The organism is Xanthobacter sp. 91, from assembly GCF_000702385.1.
Classification (GTDB): domain Bacteria; phylum Pseudomonadota; class Alphaproteobacteria; order Rhizobiales; family Xanthobacteraceae; genus Xanthobacter; species Xanthobacter aminoxidans.
The window spans coordinates 1460333-1472669 of record NZ_JNIB01000001.1 but is presented as its reverse complement, the minus strand read 5'-3'; the positions used below and the strand labels follow the sequence as shown (position 1 = coordinate 1472669).

Here is a 12337-nt window from a genome sequence, read left to right as displayed (position 1 = left end):
GGCCCGCCTTACGCGGCGGCGTCGGTGCGCCAGGCGGAGAGGATGTCCTGCGCATCCGCCACTTCCACCTGCATCGATAGGCGCTGCGACAGCATGCCCAGCACCGCGTCGTGCCCGGCATCGGAGGACGAGCAGACCGCATCCCGCGCCACCACCACGCGGTAGCCGTAGTCCACCGCATCGAAGAGGGTGGCGAGGATGCAGACATCCGTCTCCGCGCCTGAAAGCACCAGCGTGTCGGCGCCGAGATGGGCGAGCGTCGGCAGCAGGGTCGGGGACGAAAACGCCGAATAGCGCGTCTTGTCGATGAGCCGCGCCGGCGGTGTGAAGCGCTTAAGCTCCGGCACCAGTTCCAGAAGCTCCGGCGCCAGCTCCTGCTGCGTCACCTCGCGCCACTTTCCGTAGAGATGGCGCCAGCTTCCGGGCAGGGCCTCGGGCGCATGGGGCGGGATGAAGCGGGAAAACAGCGTGCGCCCGGGCGCGCGGGCCGCCAGTTCGACGATGACGGGCAGGATGCGCGGCGCCCACGGCGTCGGCCATGGCCCGCCGGGGGAGAACAAGTGCTGCATGTCCACGCACAGATGCACCGTACGCGGGCCGATGGCGCGGTTCAGGCCCTGTCCCATTCATTCCTCCGGCGGCGGGCCGCTCTGGCCGGCCCTGCCCGTGGGCTGATCAGCCCCGCGCTTGCCGATGCCGACGATGGCGGCTTCCTGGGTCGGATAGGGGCCAGCGACGGGCGTGCCGTCCGGGGCTAGGGCCCACCAGCCGGGCATGACGCCGAGGCGGGTCGCGTCGGTCTCGGAAACGAGTCGCGGTTCAAGCGTCATGGCGCCTCCTCGCCGCCCGCAACCGGCGGGCTTGTCGGGCTCAACGGCACGGCGCGCGGGCGGGTTCCGGCCCTCGACGCGGCGGCAGGTGGACAGCCCCGGTGCTGCTGTGCATTTTAGCCCCTCCCGGAGGGGGTGACGGCGGCACCGCCGCCGTGGACCGGGTACGGAGAAGTTGCGTGGCGGAATTCAGCGGACGCAGGGCCGAAATCCTCGCGGTCATCGCGGAAGAGGCATCCATCGATCCGACCATCATCGACGCCGAAACCAGCGTCGCGGACCTCGGGATCGGGTCGCTCGATATGGTGGAGCTGATCTTCAAGATCGAGGAACGCTTTGGTATCGAGGTGCCGTCCCAAGGTGTGCTCGAAAGCAATGACGTGAAGGTCTTCGCCTTGCTCGAAGCCGTCGAGCAGCTCATCGACGCGCGGAGCGGCAAGGTTTCCACAGCGCAGCCGGCCCGATGAGCCGCAGGGTCGCCATTACCGGCATCGGTGCCGTTTCCGCCCTCGGCCTCGGCATTCCCGCCCACCTCGCGGCCTTGCAGGAGGGGCGCGGCGGTATCGGGCCGCTCACGCTGGTCCCGCAGGATCAGGTGAAGACGCGGGTGGTCGGGGAGGTGCCCGGCTATTCCGCCGAGGCGCACTTCAATCCGCGGCAGATTTCCACCATCGACCGGTCCGGCCAGTTCGCCCTGCTTGCGGCGGCGGAAGCGATGACCGAGGCGGCCGGCGCCACCGAGGGTGTATCGCCGCAGAAGGCCGGCGTTATCTTCGGCGCGGCGGTGGGCTGCCAGACGCTGGAAGAGGGCTATGTGCGCATCCTGCGCGACGGCACGCGCCCTCTGCCCTTCACCGTGCCGCGCGTCATGCCCTCGTCCGCGGCCAGCCAGATTTCCATGGCCTACCGTATCACCGGTCCGAGCTTCAGCACCGCCTCGGCCTGCTCCTCCGCCTCCCACGCCATTGGCCTGGCGTTCCAGATGATCCGCGGCGGAATGCTGGACATGGCCGTGACCGGCGGCTGCGAGGCCCCGCTGACGCTGGGCATGGTGAAAAGCTGGGAAGCGCTGCGCGTGCTGGCGGCAGACACCTGCCGCCCCTTCTCCAAGGATCGCAGCGGGCTGGTGCTGGGTGAAGGCGCGGCCGTGCTGGTGCTGGAGGAGATGGAGCGGGCGCGCGCCCGTGGCGCCACCATCCTCGGCGAGGTGCTGGGCTTCGGCATGACCGCCGATGGCGCGGACCTCACGGCGCCCGATGCCTCGAGCACCGCCCGCGCCATTGCCACGGCGCTCGACGACGCGGGGTTGGATGCCGGCGCGGTGGATTATGTCGCGGCCCACGGCACCGGAACGGTGCTGAACGACAAGACCGAGACCACCTCGCTGCGCACGGTGCTCGGCGACCGGCTGGCCAAGGTGCCGGTGTCGTCGCTGAAATCCATGACCGGCCACTGCTTCGGCGCTTCGGGGGCGCTGGGCGTGACGGCGGCGCTGCTGGGCATGCGCAACGGCTTCCTGCCGCCCACGCTGAATTTCCGCGAGCCCGATCCCGAGTGCGACGTGGATTGCGTGCCCAACGCGACACGGGCGGCCTCGGCGGAAATCGCTTTGGTGAACGCCTTCGCCTTCGGCGGCCTGAACGCGGTGCTCGCGATCAGGGCCGCCTGAAGCCGCCGGGCGGGTCGCTCAGGCGCCGCGCCGGCTGGCCGAGGCCCGTGACGACGTCACGGGCCGGTTCACCGACCTTGCCGATCAGTCCACCGTCAGGCGGATCTCGCCGACGCCCTCGACGCCGCCTTCCAGCACGTCACCCTTGTGCACGGGGCCGACGCCCGCCGGGGTGCCGGCGAAGATGAGGTCGCCGGGGGCGAGGCGGAACAGGGTGGAGAGGGTCGCGATCATCTCCGGCACCTTCCAGATCATCTGGTTGAGGTTGCCTTCCTGCTTCATCCGGTCGTTGATCTTCAGGAAGATGCGGCCGGCGCCGGGGTGCCCGGCGGTGGCCACCGGCAGGATGGCCGAGCAGGGGGCGGACTCCTCGAAGGCCTTGCCGGTTTCCCACGGGCGGCCGAGCTTCTTCGCCTCGCCCTGCAGGTCGCGCCGGGTCAGGTCAAGGCCGACGCCGTAGCCGAACACATGGTCGAGCGCCCGCTCCACCGGAATGTCCTCGCCGCCTTCCTTCAGCGCCACCACCAGCTCCACCTCGTGGTGCAGGTCCTTGGTGAGCTTGGGATAGGAGATGGTCGAGCCCGAGCGCACCAGCGTGTCCGGATTCTTCTGGAAGAAGAAGGGCGGCTCCTTGTTGGGGTCGTGGCCCATCTCCACCGCATGGTCGGCGAAGTTGCGGCCGACGCAATAGATGCGATGCACCGGGAAGACCGCGTCGCTGCCGACGATGGGCAGATGCGGATGGGGCTGGGGCTGGAAGACGTAGCTGGCCATGGGGCGCTCCGGAGTTTCGGCGTCCTGAATAGGGCGCCGCCGCCGGGGAGAAAAGGGCGAAACGTCGCAGCGCGGGTCGGCGGGGCCGGAGCATGGCGCCAAAGCTATATTCAAATTAATATAGCGTCATTTCATGCGGAGTGCCGGCCGCAGGTCGGCGCCCGCTCATTCCGCTCCGGGGATTGCCATGCGACTGGGCCTCTTCTGCACCTATGAAAACCCCCGCCAGGACTATGCCGCCGCCTATGCCGAGCAGACCGCACTGGTTGAGCGGGTGGAGGCGCTCGGCTTCGAGGAAGCGTGGATCGCCGAGCATCATTTCAATCCGCAGGCGGCGAGCCCCTCCTGCCTCGCCATCCTCGCCTATCTCGCCGGCCGCACCACACGCATCCGGCTCGGCGCCGCGGCGGTGCTGTTGCCGCTGCACCATCCCGTCAGCGTGGCCGAGGACGCGGCCACCGTGGACATTCTGTCCGGTGGCCGGCTCGAACTCGGGGTCGCGCGCGGCGGGCCGTTTCCCCTTCACGAGGCGCATTTCGGCGTGGCCAGGGAGGAAAGCCGCGGCCGGATGCTGGAAGCGCTCGATCTCGTCGCCGCGCTGCTGGATGGCGGTCCCGTGACCCGCGACGGGGCCTTCTTCAAGGTCAATGGCCTTGAGCTGGTGCCGCGTCCGCTTCAGGCGCCCGTGCCCATCCACATCGCCTCGGCGACGGCCGAGACGGTGGCCCTCGCCGCCCGGCGCGGCTACGGCATCATGGCGGCGCCGCCCTTTCCCCTCGCCGGCATTGCGGAGAGCGTCCGGCAGTATCGTGCTGCCGCCCCCGGTGCGGGACGGTGCCTGACCCTGCTGCGCTTCCTCCACCTCGCCGACAGCCGGGAACGGGCGCAGGAGGAGGCGCGCGCCTTCCTCGCCCCGTTCGTCGAGCGCATGAAGGCGACCACGGAAAAGGTGCGCCCGGACTGGGCGCCATGGTTCGATCTCGACCGGATGATCGCGGATTCGCTGATCGGCACCGAGGCGGACGTGGTGGAACAGGTGGCGGCGTTGGAGCGCGGGCTGGCGCCGCGTGCGCTGGTCCTGAAGCCGCTGGCGCCCGCCTTTGACAAGCGTCTCGCGGATCTGGAGGCGTTCGCCGCCCGCATCCGCCCGCAGCTTTCCCTCGTGACCTAGCCCCGGCGCGCCTCGACGATGGCGAGCGCCGCCGCGAAGGCGGCCTCGATGCCGAGGTCGGAGGTGTCGAGCAGCACGGCGTCGTCCGCCTTGAGGAGGGGCGCGCTGGAGCGGCCGGAATCGCGCTCGTCGCGCTTCAGGATGTCCGCCAGAACGGCGTCATAGGTGATCTCTTCGCCCCGGCCGACCAGCTCGCGGAAGCGCCGGTCGGCCCGCACCTCCGGCCGCGCGGTGACGAACAGCTTGGCCGGCGCGTCCGGGCAGATGACGGTGCCGATGTCGCGCCCGTCCAGCACCGCCCCGCCCGGCTGCCCGGCGAAGCGGCGTTGCAAGTCCAGAAGAGCGGCCCGAACGCCCGGCCGGGCGGCCACGACCGATGCCGCCTCGCCCAGCTCCGCCGTGCGCAGCGCGTCCGGGTCCAGCGCCGAGACGTCGAGGCTCTGCGCGGCTTCGACCGACGCCGCCTCATCGCCGAGGCGGCCGTCGGCGAGGCAGCGCGCCCCGACCGCCCGGTAGAGCAGGCCGGTGTCCAGATGCGGCAGGCCGTAATGCGCGGCGAGCCGCCGGGCGAGCGTGCCCTTGCCGGACGCCGCCGGCCCGTCGATGGCGATGACCATGGCTGCCCCGTCAGTCGATGACGGCGCCGAGGCCGCGCATCATGGGCATGAAGGTGGGGAAGGAGGTGGCGATGAAGGCCACGTCGTCCACGCTCACGCCGTCCGTGCTGGCAAGCCCCAGGACCAGGAAGGACATGGCGATGCGGTGATCCATGTGGGTCTCCACCGGCCCGCCGCCCTTGACCGTGGCGGCGCCGGTGACGAGCAGGTCGTCGCCCTTCACCTCATGGGCGATGCCGCAGGCGGCAAGGCCGGCCGCCACGGCGGCGAGGCGGTCGCTCTCCTTCACCCGCAGCTCGGACAGGCCGCGCATGGCCGTCGTGCCCTCGGCAAAGGCCGCGGCGACGGCGAGGACGGGATATTCGTCGATCATGGCCGGCGCCCGCTCGGGCGGCACCTCCACGCCCTTCAGGCGGGAATGGCGCACCCGGAGGTCCGCCACGCGCTCGCCGCCCTCGGTGCGCTCGGCGACGATTGTGATGTCCGCGCCCATTTCGAGGAGGGTGGTGATGAGGCCGGTGCGCAGCGGGTTCATCATCACGTCGGTGAGGATGACGTCGGAGCCGGGCACGATCAGCGCCGCCACCAGCGGGAAGGCGGCGGAGGAGGGATCAGCCGGCACGTCCACCGGCGCGGCGACGAGGTGCGGACGGCCCTTCAGCGTGATGCGGCGGCCATGGGCGCCGTGGGGTTCGACGGATATCTTCGCGCCGAAATGCGCCAGCATCCGCTCGGTATGGTCGCGGGTGGCCTCGCGCTCGATCACCACCGTCTCGCCTTCGGCGCCGAGGCCGGCGAGCAGCACGGCGGACTTCACCTGCGCGGAGGGCACCGGGGTCTCGTAGGTGATGGCTTTCGTCGCGCTGCTGCCCTTCAGGGTGAGCGGCAGGCGACCGCCCTCGGCCGACGCCACCACCTCGACGCCCATCTGGGCGAGGGGATCGAGCACGCGCTTCATGGGCCGGCGGCGCAGGCTTGCATCCCCGTCGAAGCCGGCGATGACGTGCTGGCCCGCCACCGCGCCCATCATCAGCCGCACGCCGGTGCCGGAATTTCCGAAATCCAGCGGGGCGGCGGGGGAGGCAAGGCCGCGCCCGCCGGTGCCCGTCACCTCCCAGGCGCCCTCGCCGGTGCGGGTGACGCAGGCGCCCAGCGCGGCGCAGGCCTTGGCGGTATTCAGCACATCCTCGCCTTCGAGCAGGCCGGTGATGTGGGTGGTGCCTTCCGCGAACAGCCCGAAAATGAGCGCCCGGTGGGAGACCGACTTGTCGCCCGGCACCCGGACCCGGCCCGACAAAGCGGGGGAGCGGCGCCCGGTGGCGGGGCGGGCCTCGCCCGTGCCGTGGCCATGAGCCTCGGCTGCGCCTGCGGTTGCGGGTTCGGGATGGGCCATTCCTGCCTCGCTCGGGCGGTCTGCCGCAGGCCTTGGCCGGGGCGATCGCCGCATGTTCGTTGCGGGCCGTCGTCTAGCACGCCCCCGCCCGCGGCGTCACGCTGTTGCGACGCCATGACGATCTGCGCTTGACAGGGCGCGGGCGAAACGCCAATGGAGCACGCTCCTTATACAGCTCCCGAGGAACTTTGCCGTGGCGAAGCCCGAACTCGGCACCAAGCGCATCTGTCCTGTCACGGGGCGCAAGTTTTACGACCTCAACAAGGACCCCATCGTGTCGCCGTTCACGGGGGAATCCTATCCGAGGTCATATTTTGAACCCGCAGCCCGCGGCGCCAGCCGCGCCGAGCCGCGTGCAGCCGTCGCCGAAGAGGCGGATGGCGAGGAGGCCGAGGCCGAGGTCATCAGCCTCGAGGAAGCCGACGAGGAAGCTGCGGCCCCCACCAAGGTGGTGGTCGGTGACGACGTGGACGTGGACGACGACATCGAGGCCGGTGACGACGACACGTTCCTCGAAGAAGACGAAGATGATGGGGACGACGTCTCCGATCTGATCGGTGAGGGCCTCGAAGACGACGAAGAGGCTTGATACCCGACGCGGCCTGTGCTTTAAGGCCGCTCTCGCTCGGCGGACATGAGTCGCCGGGCACCCCGCCGCGGGACTTCCCGGCGCGCTAACTGGCTCTTCTGCCGAGGTTTTTCGACCTTGGTGTTCGAGCGGAAAGTGCGCAGCCCGCGGCCCGGTGGGGCCATAGCTCAGTTGGGAGAGCGCTTGAATGGCATTCAAGAGGTCGGCGGTTCGATTCCGCCTGGCTCCACCAAATTTCTACCCGGCCTGAAGCACCAAGTAGGCTTTTCCGGGTTTTTCTCCCTCCCGTGACATCCCATCCATAGGTCCCGCAGGGACGTCCCCGCGATCAGGTGCGTTGCGCGCGATTCGATGTGTCTGCTTAAGGCGCCATTGCCGCACCCGCGAATCATCTTGCGATTCGCAGGCCTCCCCTCCGCGAATCATCCGTCCCGCGCCGCCCATCTCCAGCCTAATAGGGGCGGCACGCTTCCAGGTTGTGCGGGCGCCTGTGCGCCTCCCCCCGCCCGTTGCGCCGGCGGGGGGGAACCTGCCAGCCTCGGCACGAGTTATCCCCACCTTCGCCGCCGACCGGTCCGCCCGCCCCAGCGCCATCGATCGAGGTCCCCAGCCCGTGTGGACACCCCCCGCCGCCCCCGCCAACGAGGCCGACCGCCTCGCCGTCCTTGCGACATGCGGCCTCATGGATAGCCCGCCGGACGAGCGATTCGACCGCCTGACCCGGTTGGCGCGCCGGCTCTACGGGGCGGACGTCGCCTTCCTCAGCCTCATCGACGCGACCCACCAGTGGCAGAAATCGCGCACGTCGGCTCTCGTGCCGGCGAGCGTCCCCCGCCGCGACAGCCTCTGCAACGTGATGGTGGAGAGCGGCGCGCCGCTGGTGATCGGCGACATGACGTGCGATCCGCGCCTCGCCGGCCATCCCGCCGTGGCGCACCTGCCGCTGCGCTTCTATGCCGGTGCGCCGCTGATGGTGGCGCCCGAGCTGGTCATCGGCTCGCTGTGCGTGATGGGGCGGGAGGCGCGGGACCAGGAGGCGTTCGACTTCGGCCCTCTGCTGGACCTCGCGGCGGTGGCGGCCGACGAGGTGGAGCTGCTGCGCCTCAATCTCGATCTCGCGCGCAAATCTCAGGTGGATGACCTCACCGGCCTGCCCAACCGGCGCAGCTTCGACGCGGCGCTGGAGCGCGCGGTGCGCCGGGCCCAGCGCCTCGCCGGCCCGCTGTCGCTGCTGGTGATCGACGTCGACCACTTCAAGGTGGTGAACGATCTGTGGGGCCATCAGGCGGGGGATGCGGTGCTGGCCGCCATCGGCGGCATGCTGGCGCGGCAGCCGGCCCGGGCGCAGGACACGGCGGCGCGCTATGGCGGCGAGGAATTCGCGGTGATCCTGCCCGATACCGACGAGGCCGGCTGCGATGCGGTGGGGGCCGCGCTGCTGGCGGCGCTGAGGGCGGAGAACATTCCCCATCCCTCCGGCGGCCGGGTGACGGCGAGCATCGGCGGGGCCACCGCGCGGGGCGAGAATCTTGCCGACCTGTTCGCGGCGGCGGATGCCGCGCTCTACGCGGCAAAGGACGGCGGCCGCGATCTCTATCGCCGCAGCACCTTGGGCTGACCGGCCCGGCGGCGGTGGCGGCGGGAGGAGGCCCGCCGCCGTTTGCGTTCAGCGGCGGATGTTGTTCACGTCGCGCACCGCGCCGCGGGCGGCGGAGGTGGTCAGGGCCGCATAGGCCTGGAGGGCCTGGGAGACGACGCGCTTGCGGTTCTCCGGCTTCCAGGCGGCGGCGCCCTTGGCTTCCATCTTGGCGCGGCGCTCGGCCAGCACCTCGTCGGACACCGCCACGCGGATGACGCGGTTCGGGATATCGATCTCGATGGTGTCGCCCTCTTCCACGAGGCCGATATTGCCGCCTTCCGCCGCTTCCGGCGAGCAATGGCCGATGGAGAGGCCCGAGGAGCCGCCCGAGAAGCGCCCGTCCGTGACCAGCGCGCACGCCTTCCCGAGGCCCTTCGACTTCAGATAGGAGGTCGGATAGAGCATTTCCTGCATGCCCGGCCCGCCGCGCGGCCCCTCATAGCGGATCAGCACCACGTCGCCGGGCTGGATGCGCCCGGTGGAGAGGATGGCCTCCACCGCCGCGTCCTGGCTCTCGAAGATGCGGGCCTTGCCGGTGAACTTCAGGATGGAGGCGTCCACGCCCGCCGTCTTCACGATGCAGCCGTCCAGCGCGATGTTGCCGTAGAGCACGGCGAGGCCGCCATCCTTGGAATAGGCGTGCTCGTCATCGCGGATGACGCCAGCCTCGCGGTCGAGGTCGAGGTCGTCCCAGCGGCGGGACTGGCTGAACGCGACCTGGGTGGGCACGCCGCCGGGCGCCGCGCGGAAGAAGGTGGCGACGCTCTCGCTCTTGGTGCGCTTCACGTCCCAGCGGTCCAGCGCATCGGCCATGGTCGGCGCGTGCACGGTGGGCAGGTCGGTATGGATCAGGCCGCCACGATCCAGCTCGCCGAGGATGGCCATGATGCCACCGGCGCGGTGCACGTCCTCCATGTGGATGTTGGCGACGGCGGGCGCGACCTTGCACAGCACCGGGACGCGCCGGGAGAGGCGGTCGATGTCGGCCATGGTGAAGGGCACTTCGCCCTCGTTGGCGGCGGCGAGCAGATGCAGCACCGTGTTGGTGGAGCCGCCCATGGAGATGTCCAGCGTCATGGCGTTCTCGAACGCCTTGAACGAGGCGATGGCGCGCGGCAGCACGCTGGCGTCGTCCTGCTCGTAATAGCGGCGGGCGAGATCGACGATGAGGTGGCCGGCCTCCACGAACAGCCGCTCGCGATCGGCATGGGTGGCGAGCACCGAGCCGTTGCCCGGCAGCGCGAGGCCCAGCGCCTCGGTGAGGCAGTTCATGGAATTGGCAGTGAACATGCCGGAGCAGGAGCCGCAGGTGGGGCAGGCGGAGCGCTCCATCACCGTCACGTCGGCGTCCGACACCTTGTCGTCGGCGGCCGAGATCATGGCGTCGATGAGGTCCACCTTCCGCTCGCCGGTGGAGAGCAGCACCTTGCCGGCCTCCATGGGGCCGCCGGAGACGAACACGGCCGGGATGTTGAGGCGCATGGCGGCCATCAGCATGCCGGGGGTGATCTTGTCGCAGTTGGAAATGCAGACCATGGCGTCGGCGCAGTGCGCGTTGACCATGTACTCCACGCTGTCGGCGATGATCTCGCGCGACGGCAGCGAATAGAGCATGCCGTCATGGCCCATGGCGATGCCGTCATCCACCGCGATGGTGTTGAATTCCTTAGCGACGCCGCCGGCCTTCTCGATCTCGCGGGCCACCAGCTGGCCGAGATCCTTCAGGTGCACGTGGCCGGGCACGAACTGGGTGAAGGAGTTCACCACCGCGATGATCGGCTTGCCGAAATCGCCGTCCTTCATGCCGGTGGCGCGCCACAGGCCGCGGGCGCCGGCCATGTTGCGGCCGTGGGTGGACGTGCGGGAGCGGTACTGGGGCATATCCTCGCGGGCCTCGTTCTTGCGTCGCGCCGTTGCGTCGCGTCTTGCGTGTCTTGGGCGCGTCTTGTGGTCAGGTCGTCTCTTGCGGTCTTCTGGGCTCCGCGTCGGCGGGCTGCAGCCGCCTGCGTCCGGAGCTTTCGCGCCGTCTTAGTGCGCCGGAGCCTCCGGGGAAAGCCCTTTCCCCAGAGACACTAGCACGGAGAAGGGGCCGCGGCGGACACGAAGGCGGGAGGGCGGGCGGGCGGGGGACCTGCCCCGCTCAAGCCGGCTGCGGCGGACCCGCGCGTTTGCCGCGCCGGTGAAGTCGGCTATGTCCGGCCCTCTGCGCGTGACGAGGACGGAACGGGACATGGTCGGGGAGATGGACGGGGACACCTTCCGCCATTGGGCGCACGAGGCGGCGACCTTCGCGGCGGACTATCGCGAGACGCTGCGGGACCAGCCCGTCCGCGCCCGCACGAAGCCCGGCGAGATCGCGGCCCAGCTTCCGGAAAGCCCGCCGGAAGACGCGGAGCCCATGGATGCGCTCTTCGCCGATTTCCGCCGCATCATCGTGCCGGGCATGACCCACTGGCAGCACCCGCGCTTTTTCGCCTACTTCCCCGCCAACGCCAGCCCCGCCAGCGTGATCGCGGAGATGCTGTCCTCCGCCATGGGCGCGCAATGCCTGCTGTGGCAGACCTCCCCGGCCGCGACCGAGCTGGAGGGCGTGGCGCTGGACTGGCTGCGGCAGGCGGTGGGCCTGCCGGCGGATTTCACCGGCGTGATCCAGGATTCCGCCTCTTCCGCCACCCTCTGCGCCTTCCTCACCATGCGGGAGCGGGCGCTGGGCTTCACCGGCAACGCCACCGGACTGTCGGGGCGGGAGCGGCTGCGGGTCTATGCCTCAGCGGAAGTTCATACCTCCATCGACCGGGCGGCATGGGTGTCGGGCATCGGCCATGACAACCTCATCCGGATACCAACGAAAGGTCCGCTGCGGGGCATGGACCCGGCCGCTCTGGAGGCCGCCATCGCCGCCGACCTCGCCGCCGGACACCGGCCGGCCGGACTCGTACTGTGCATCGGTGGAACCGGCACTGGCGCGATGGATTCGGCACCTGAACTCATCCGAATCGCGCACCGGCATGGCCTGTTCGTGCATGTGGATGCCGCCTGGGCGGGGACTGCGATGATCTGCCCGGAGTTCCGGGATCTGTGGGCGGGGGTGGAAGCGGCGGACAGCATCGTGCTCAATCCGCACAAATGGCTGGGGGTGCAGTTCGATTGCTCCGCCCATTACCTCAGGAGCGTGGACGACCACCTGCGCACGCTGTCCATCCAGCCGGAGTATCTGAAGACCCACGGCCACGACGACATCACCAATTACAGCGAATGGACAGTCCAGCTCGGCCGCCGTTTCCGCGCGCTGAAGCTCTGGTTTGTGTTGCGCGCCCATGGCCTTAACGGTCTCAGGGAGATGATGCGCAACCATGTGCGCTGGTCGCAGGCGCTCGCAGTTCGGCTCGCGCAGGAGCCGGGCTTCGCGCTGGCGAGCACGCCGGTGCTCTCCCTCTTCACCTTCCGCCACGATCCCGGCGACGGGCGCGACCTCGACGCCCACATGCTGGCGATGCTCACCGCCATCAATGACGGCGGCGATCTCTATCTCACTCCCACCCGCATCGACGGCCATCTGGCCATCCGCTTCCAGGCCGGGGCGATGGAGACGACGGAAGGCGACGTGGACGCCGCCTTCCAGATCATCCGCGATACGGCCAGGGCCTTGTCCTGA

12 protein-coding genes and 1 tRNA gene are annotated in these 12337 nt (G+C 70.0%); 7 read left to right on the top strand and 6 right to left on the bottom strand.

The genetic code is table 11. The features are described 5' to 3' along the window. Positions 1-8: 8 nt before the first annotated feature. Both A37E_RS0107070 and A37E_RS0107065 read right to left on the bottom strand, forming a co-directional pair. A complete protein-coding gene (locus tag A37E_RS0107070) occupies positions 9-626 on the bottom strand; it encodes a cysteine hydrolase (protein ID WP_029555958.1) in 618 nt (205 codons plus the stop codon). Continuing rightward, positions 627-830, bottom strand: coding sequence for a hypothetical protein (locus tag A37E_RS0107065; RefSeq protein WP_029555957.1), 204 nt, complete (start codon positions 828-830; stop codon positions 627-629). A 179-nt stretch (positions 831-1009) separates the two neighbouring features. Here A37E_RS0107065 and A37E_RS0107060 point away from each other — a divergent pair, with 179 nt between their 5' ends. Both A37E_RS0107060 and A37E_RS0107055 read left to right on the top strand, forming a co-directional pair. Beyond that, positions 1010-1297, top strand: coding sequence for an acyl carrier protein (locus A37E_RS0107060; RefSeq protein ID WP_024281096.1), 288 nt, complete (start codon positions 1010-1012; stop codon positions 1295-1297). Continuing rightward, on the top strand, positions 1294-2499 hold the full coding sequence (locus A37E_RS0107055) for a beta-ketoacyl-[acyl-carrier-protein] synthase family protein (protein WP_029555956.1): 1206 nt from the start codon (positions 1294-1296) through the stop codon (positions 2497-2499). Before A37E_RS0107060 ends, A37E_RS0107055 begins: the two co-directional genes overlap by 4 nt. An 84-nt stretch (positions 2500-2583) precedes the next feature. On the opposite strand, the gene A37E_RS0107050 is transcribed toward A37E_RS0107055, so the two are convergent. Beyond that, positions 2584-3273: a fumarylacetoacetate hydrolase family protein gene (locus A37E_RS0107050; RefSeq protein ID WP_029555955.1), complete on the bottom strand. Its 690-nt coding sequence runs from the start codon at positions 3271-3273 to the stop codon at positions 2584-2586. A gap of 187 nt (positions 3274-3460) precedes the next feature. Here A37E_RS0107050 and A37E_RS0107045 point away from each other — a divergent pair, with 187 nt between their 5' ends. Next, positions 3461-4444, top strand: coding sequence for an LLM class flavin-dependent oxidoreductase (locus tag A37E_RS0107045; RefSeq protein ID WP_029555954.1), 984 nt, complete (start codon positions 3461-3463; stop codon positions 4442-4444). On the opposite strand, the gene cmk is transcribed toward A37E_RS0107045, so the two are convergent. Beyond that, positions 4441-5061 carry a (d)CMP kinase gene (gene cmk, locus A37E_RS0107040; RefSeq protein ID WP_029555953.1) on the bottom strand — a complete coding sequence of 207 codons (621 nt, stop codon included), beginning with the start codon at positions 5059-5061 and terminating at the stop codon, positions 4441-4443. The genes A37E_RS0107045 and cmk overlap by 4 nt on opposite strands. Positions 5062-5071: 10 nt before the next feature. Further along, positions 5072-6454: a 3-phosphoshikimate 1-carboxyvinyltransferase gene (gene aroA, locus A37E_RS0107035; protein ID WP_029555952.1), complete on the bottom strand. Its 1383-nt coding sequence runs from the start codon at positions 6452-6454 to the stop codon at positions 5072-5074. Between the two features lie 193 nt (positions 6455-6647). On the opposite strand from aroA, the gene A37E_RS0107030 reads away from it, so the two are divergent. The 3 genes from A37E_RS0107030 (at position 6648) to A37E_RS0107020 (ending at position 8661) form a co-directional block, all read left to right on the top strand. Next, the gene (locus tag A37E_RS0107030; RefSeq protein WP_029555951.1) at positions 6648-7043 is read left to right on the top strand and encodes a TIGR02300 family protein; all 396 of its coding nucleotides are present in this window, start codon (positions 6648-6650) and stop codon (positions 7041-7043) included. A 156-nt stretch (positions 7044-7199) separates the two neighbouring features. Beyond that, positions 7200-7275, top strand: a tRNA-Ala gene (locus A37E_RS0107025). Between the two features lie 381 nt (positions 7276-7656). Next, positions 7657-8661, top strand: a complete 1005-nt coding sequence (locus A37E_RS0107020; RefSeq protein ID WP_029555950.1) for a sensor domain-containing diguanylate cyclase — start codon at positions 7657-7659, stop codon at positions 8659-8661. Positions 8662-8709: 48 nt separating this feature from the next. Here A37E_RS0107020 and ilvD read toward each other — a convergent pair whose 3' ends face one another. Then, positions 8710-10563: a dihydroxy-acid dehydratase gene (ilvD, locus tag A37E_RS0107015; RefSeq protein WP_029555949.1), complete on the bottom strand. Its 1854-nt coding sequence runs from the start codon at positions 10561-10563 to the stop codon at positions 8710-8712. A gap of 361 nt (positions 10564-10924) precedes the next feature. Between ilvD and A37E_RS0107010 the strand changes: the two genes are divergently transcribed. After that, the gene (locus A37E_RS0107010) at positions 10925-12337 is read left to right on the top strand and encodes a pyridoxal-dependent decarboxylase (protein WP_029555948.1); all 1413 of its coding nucleotides are present in this window, start codon (positions 10925-10927) and stop codon (positions 12335-12337) included.

What these genes read in the sequence shown, in the direction of transcription:
- A37E_RS0107065 (WP_029555957.1), bottom strand. Translation starts at nt 830, where the DNA reads ATGACGCTTGAACCGCGACTCGTTTCCGAGACCGACGCGACCCGCCTC.
- A37E_RS0107045 (WP_029555954.1), top strand. Translation starts at nt 3,461, where the DNA reads ATGCGACTGGGCCTCTTCTGCACCTATGAAAACCCCCGCCAGGACTAT.
- A37E_RS0107050 (WP_029555955.1), bottom strand. Translation starts at nt 3,273, where the DNA reads ATGGCCAGCTACGTCTTCCAGCCCCAGCCCCATCCGCATCTGCCCATC.
- ilvD (WP_029555949.1), bottom strand. Translation starts at nt 10,563, where the DNA reads ATGCCCCAGTACCGCTCCCGCACGTCCACCCACGGCCGCAACATGGCC.
- A37E_RS0107055 (WP_029555956.1), top strand. Translation starts at nt 1,294, where the DNA reads ATGAGCCGCAGGGTCGCCATTACCGGCATCGGTGCCGTTTCCGCCCTC.
- cmk (WP_029555953.1), bottom strand. Translation starts at nt 5,061, where the DNA reads ATGGTCATCGCCATCGACGGGCCGGCGGCGTCCGGCAAGGGCACGCTC.
- A37E_RS0107010 (WP_029555948.1), top strand. Translation starts at nt 10,925, where the DNA reads ATGGACGGGGACACCTTCCGCCATTGGGCGCACGAGGCGGCGACCTTC.
- A37E_RS0107070 (WP_029555958.1), bottom strand. Translation starts at nt 626, where the DNA reads ATGGGACAGGGCCTGAACCGCGCCATCGGCCCGCGTACGGTGCATCTG.
- aroA (WP_029555952.1), bottom strand. Translation starts at nt 6,454, where the DNA reads ATGGCCCATCCCGAACCCGCAACCGCAGGCGCAGCCGAGGCTCATGGC.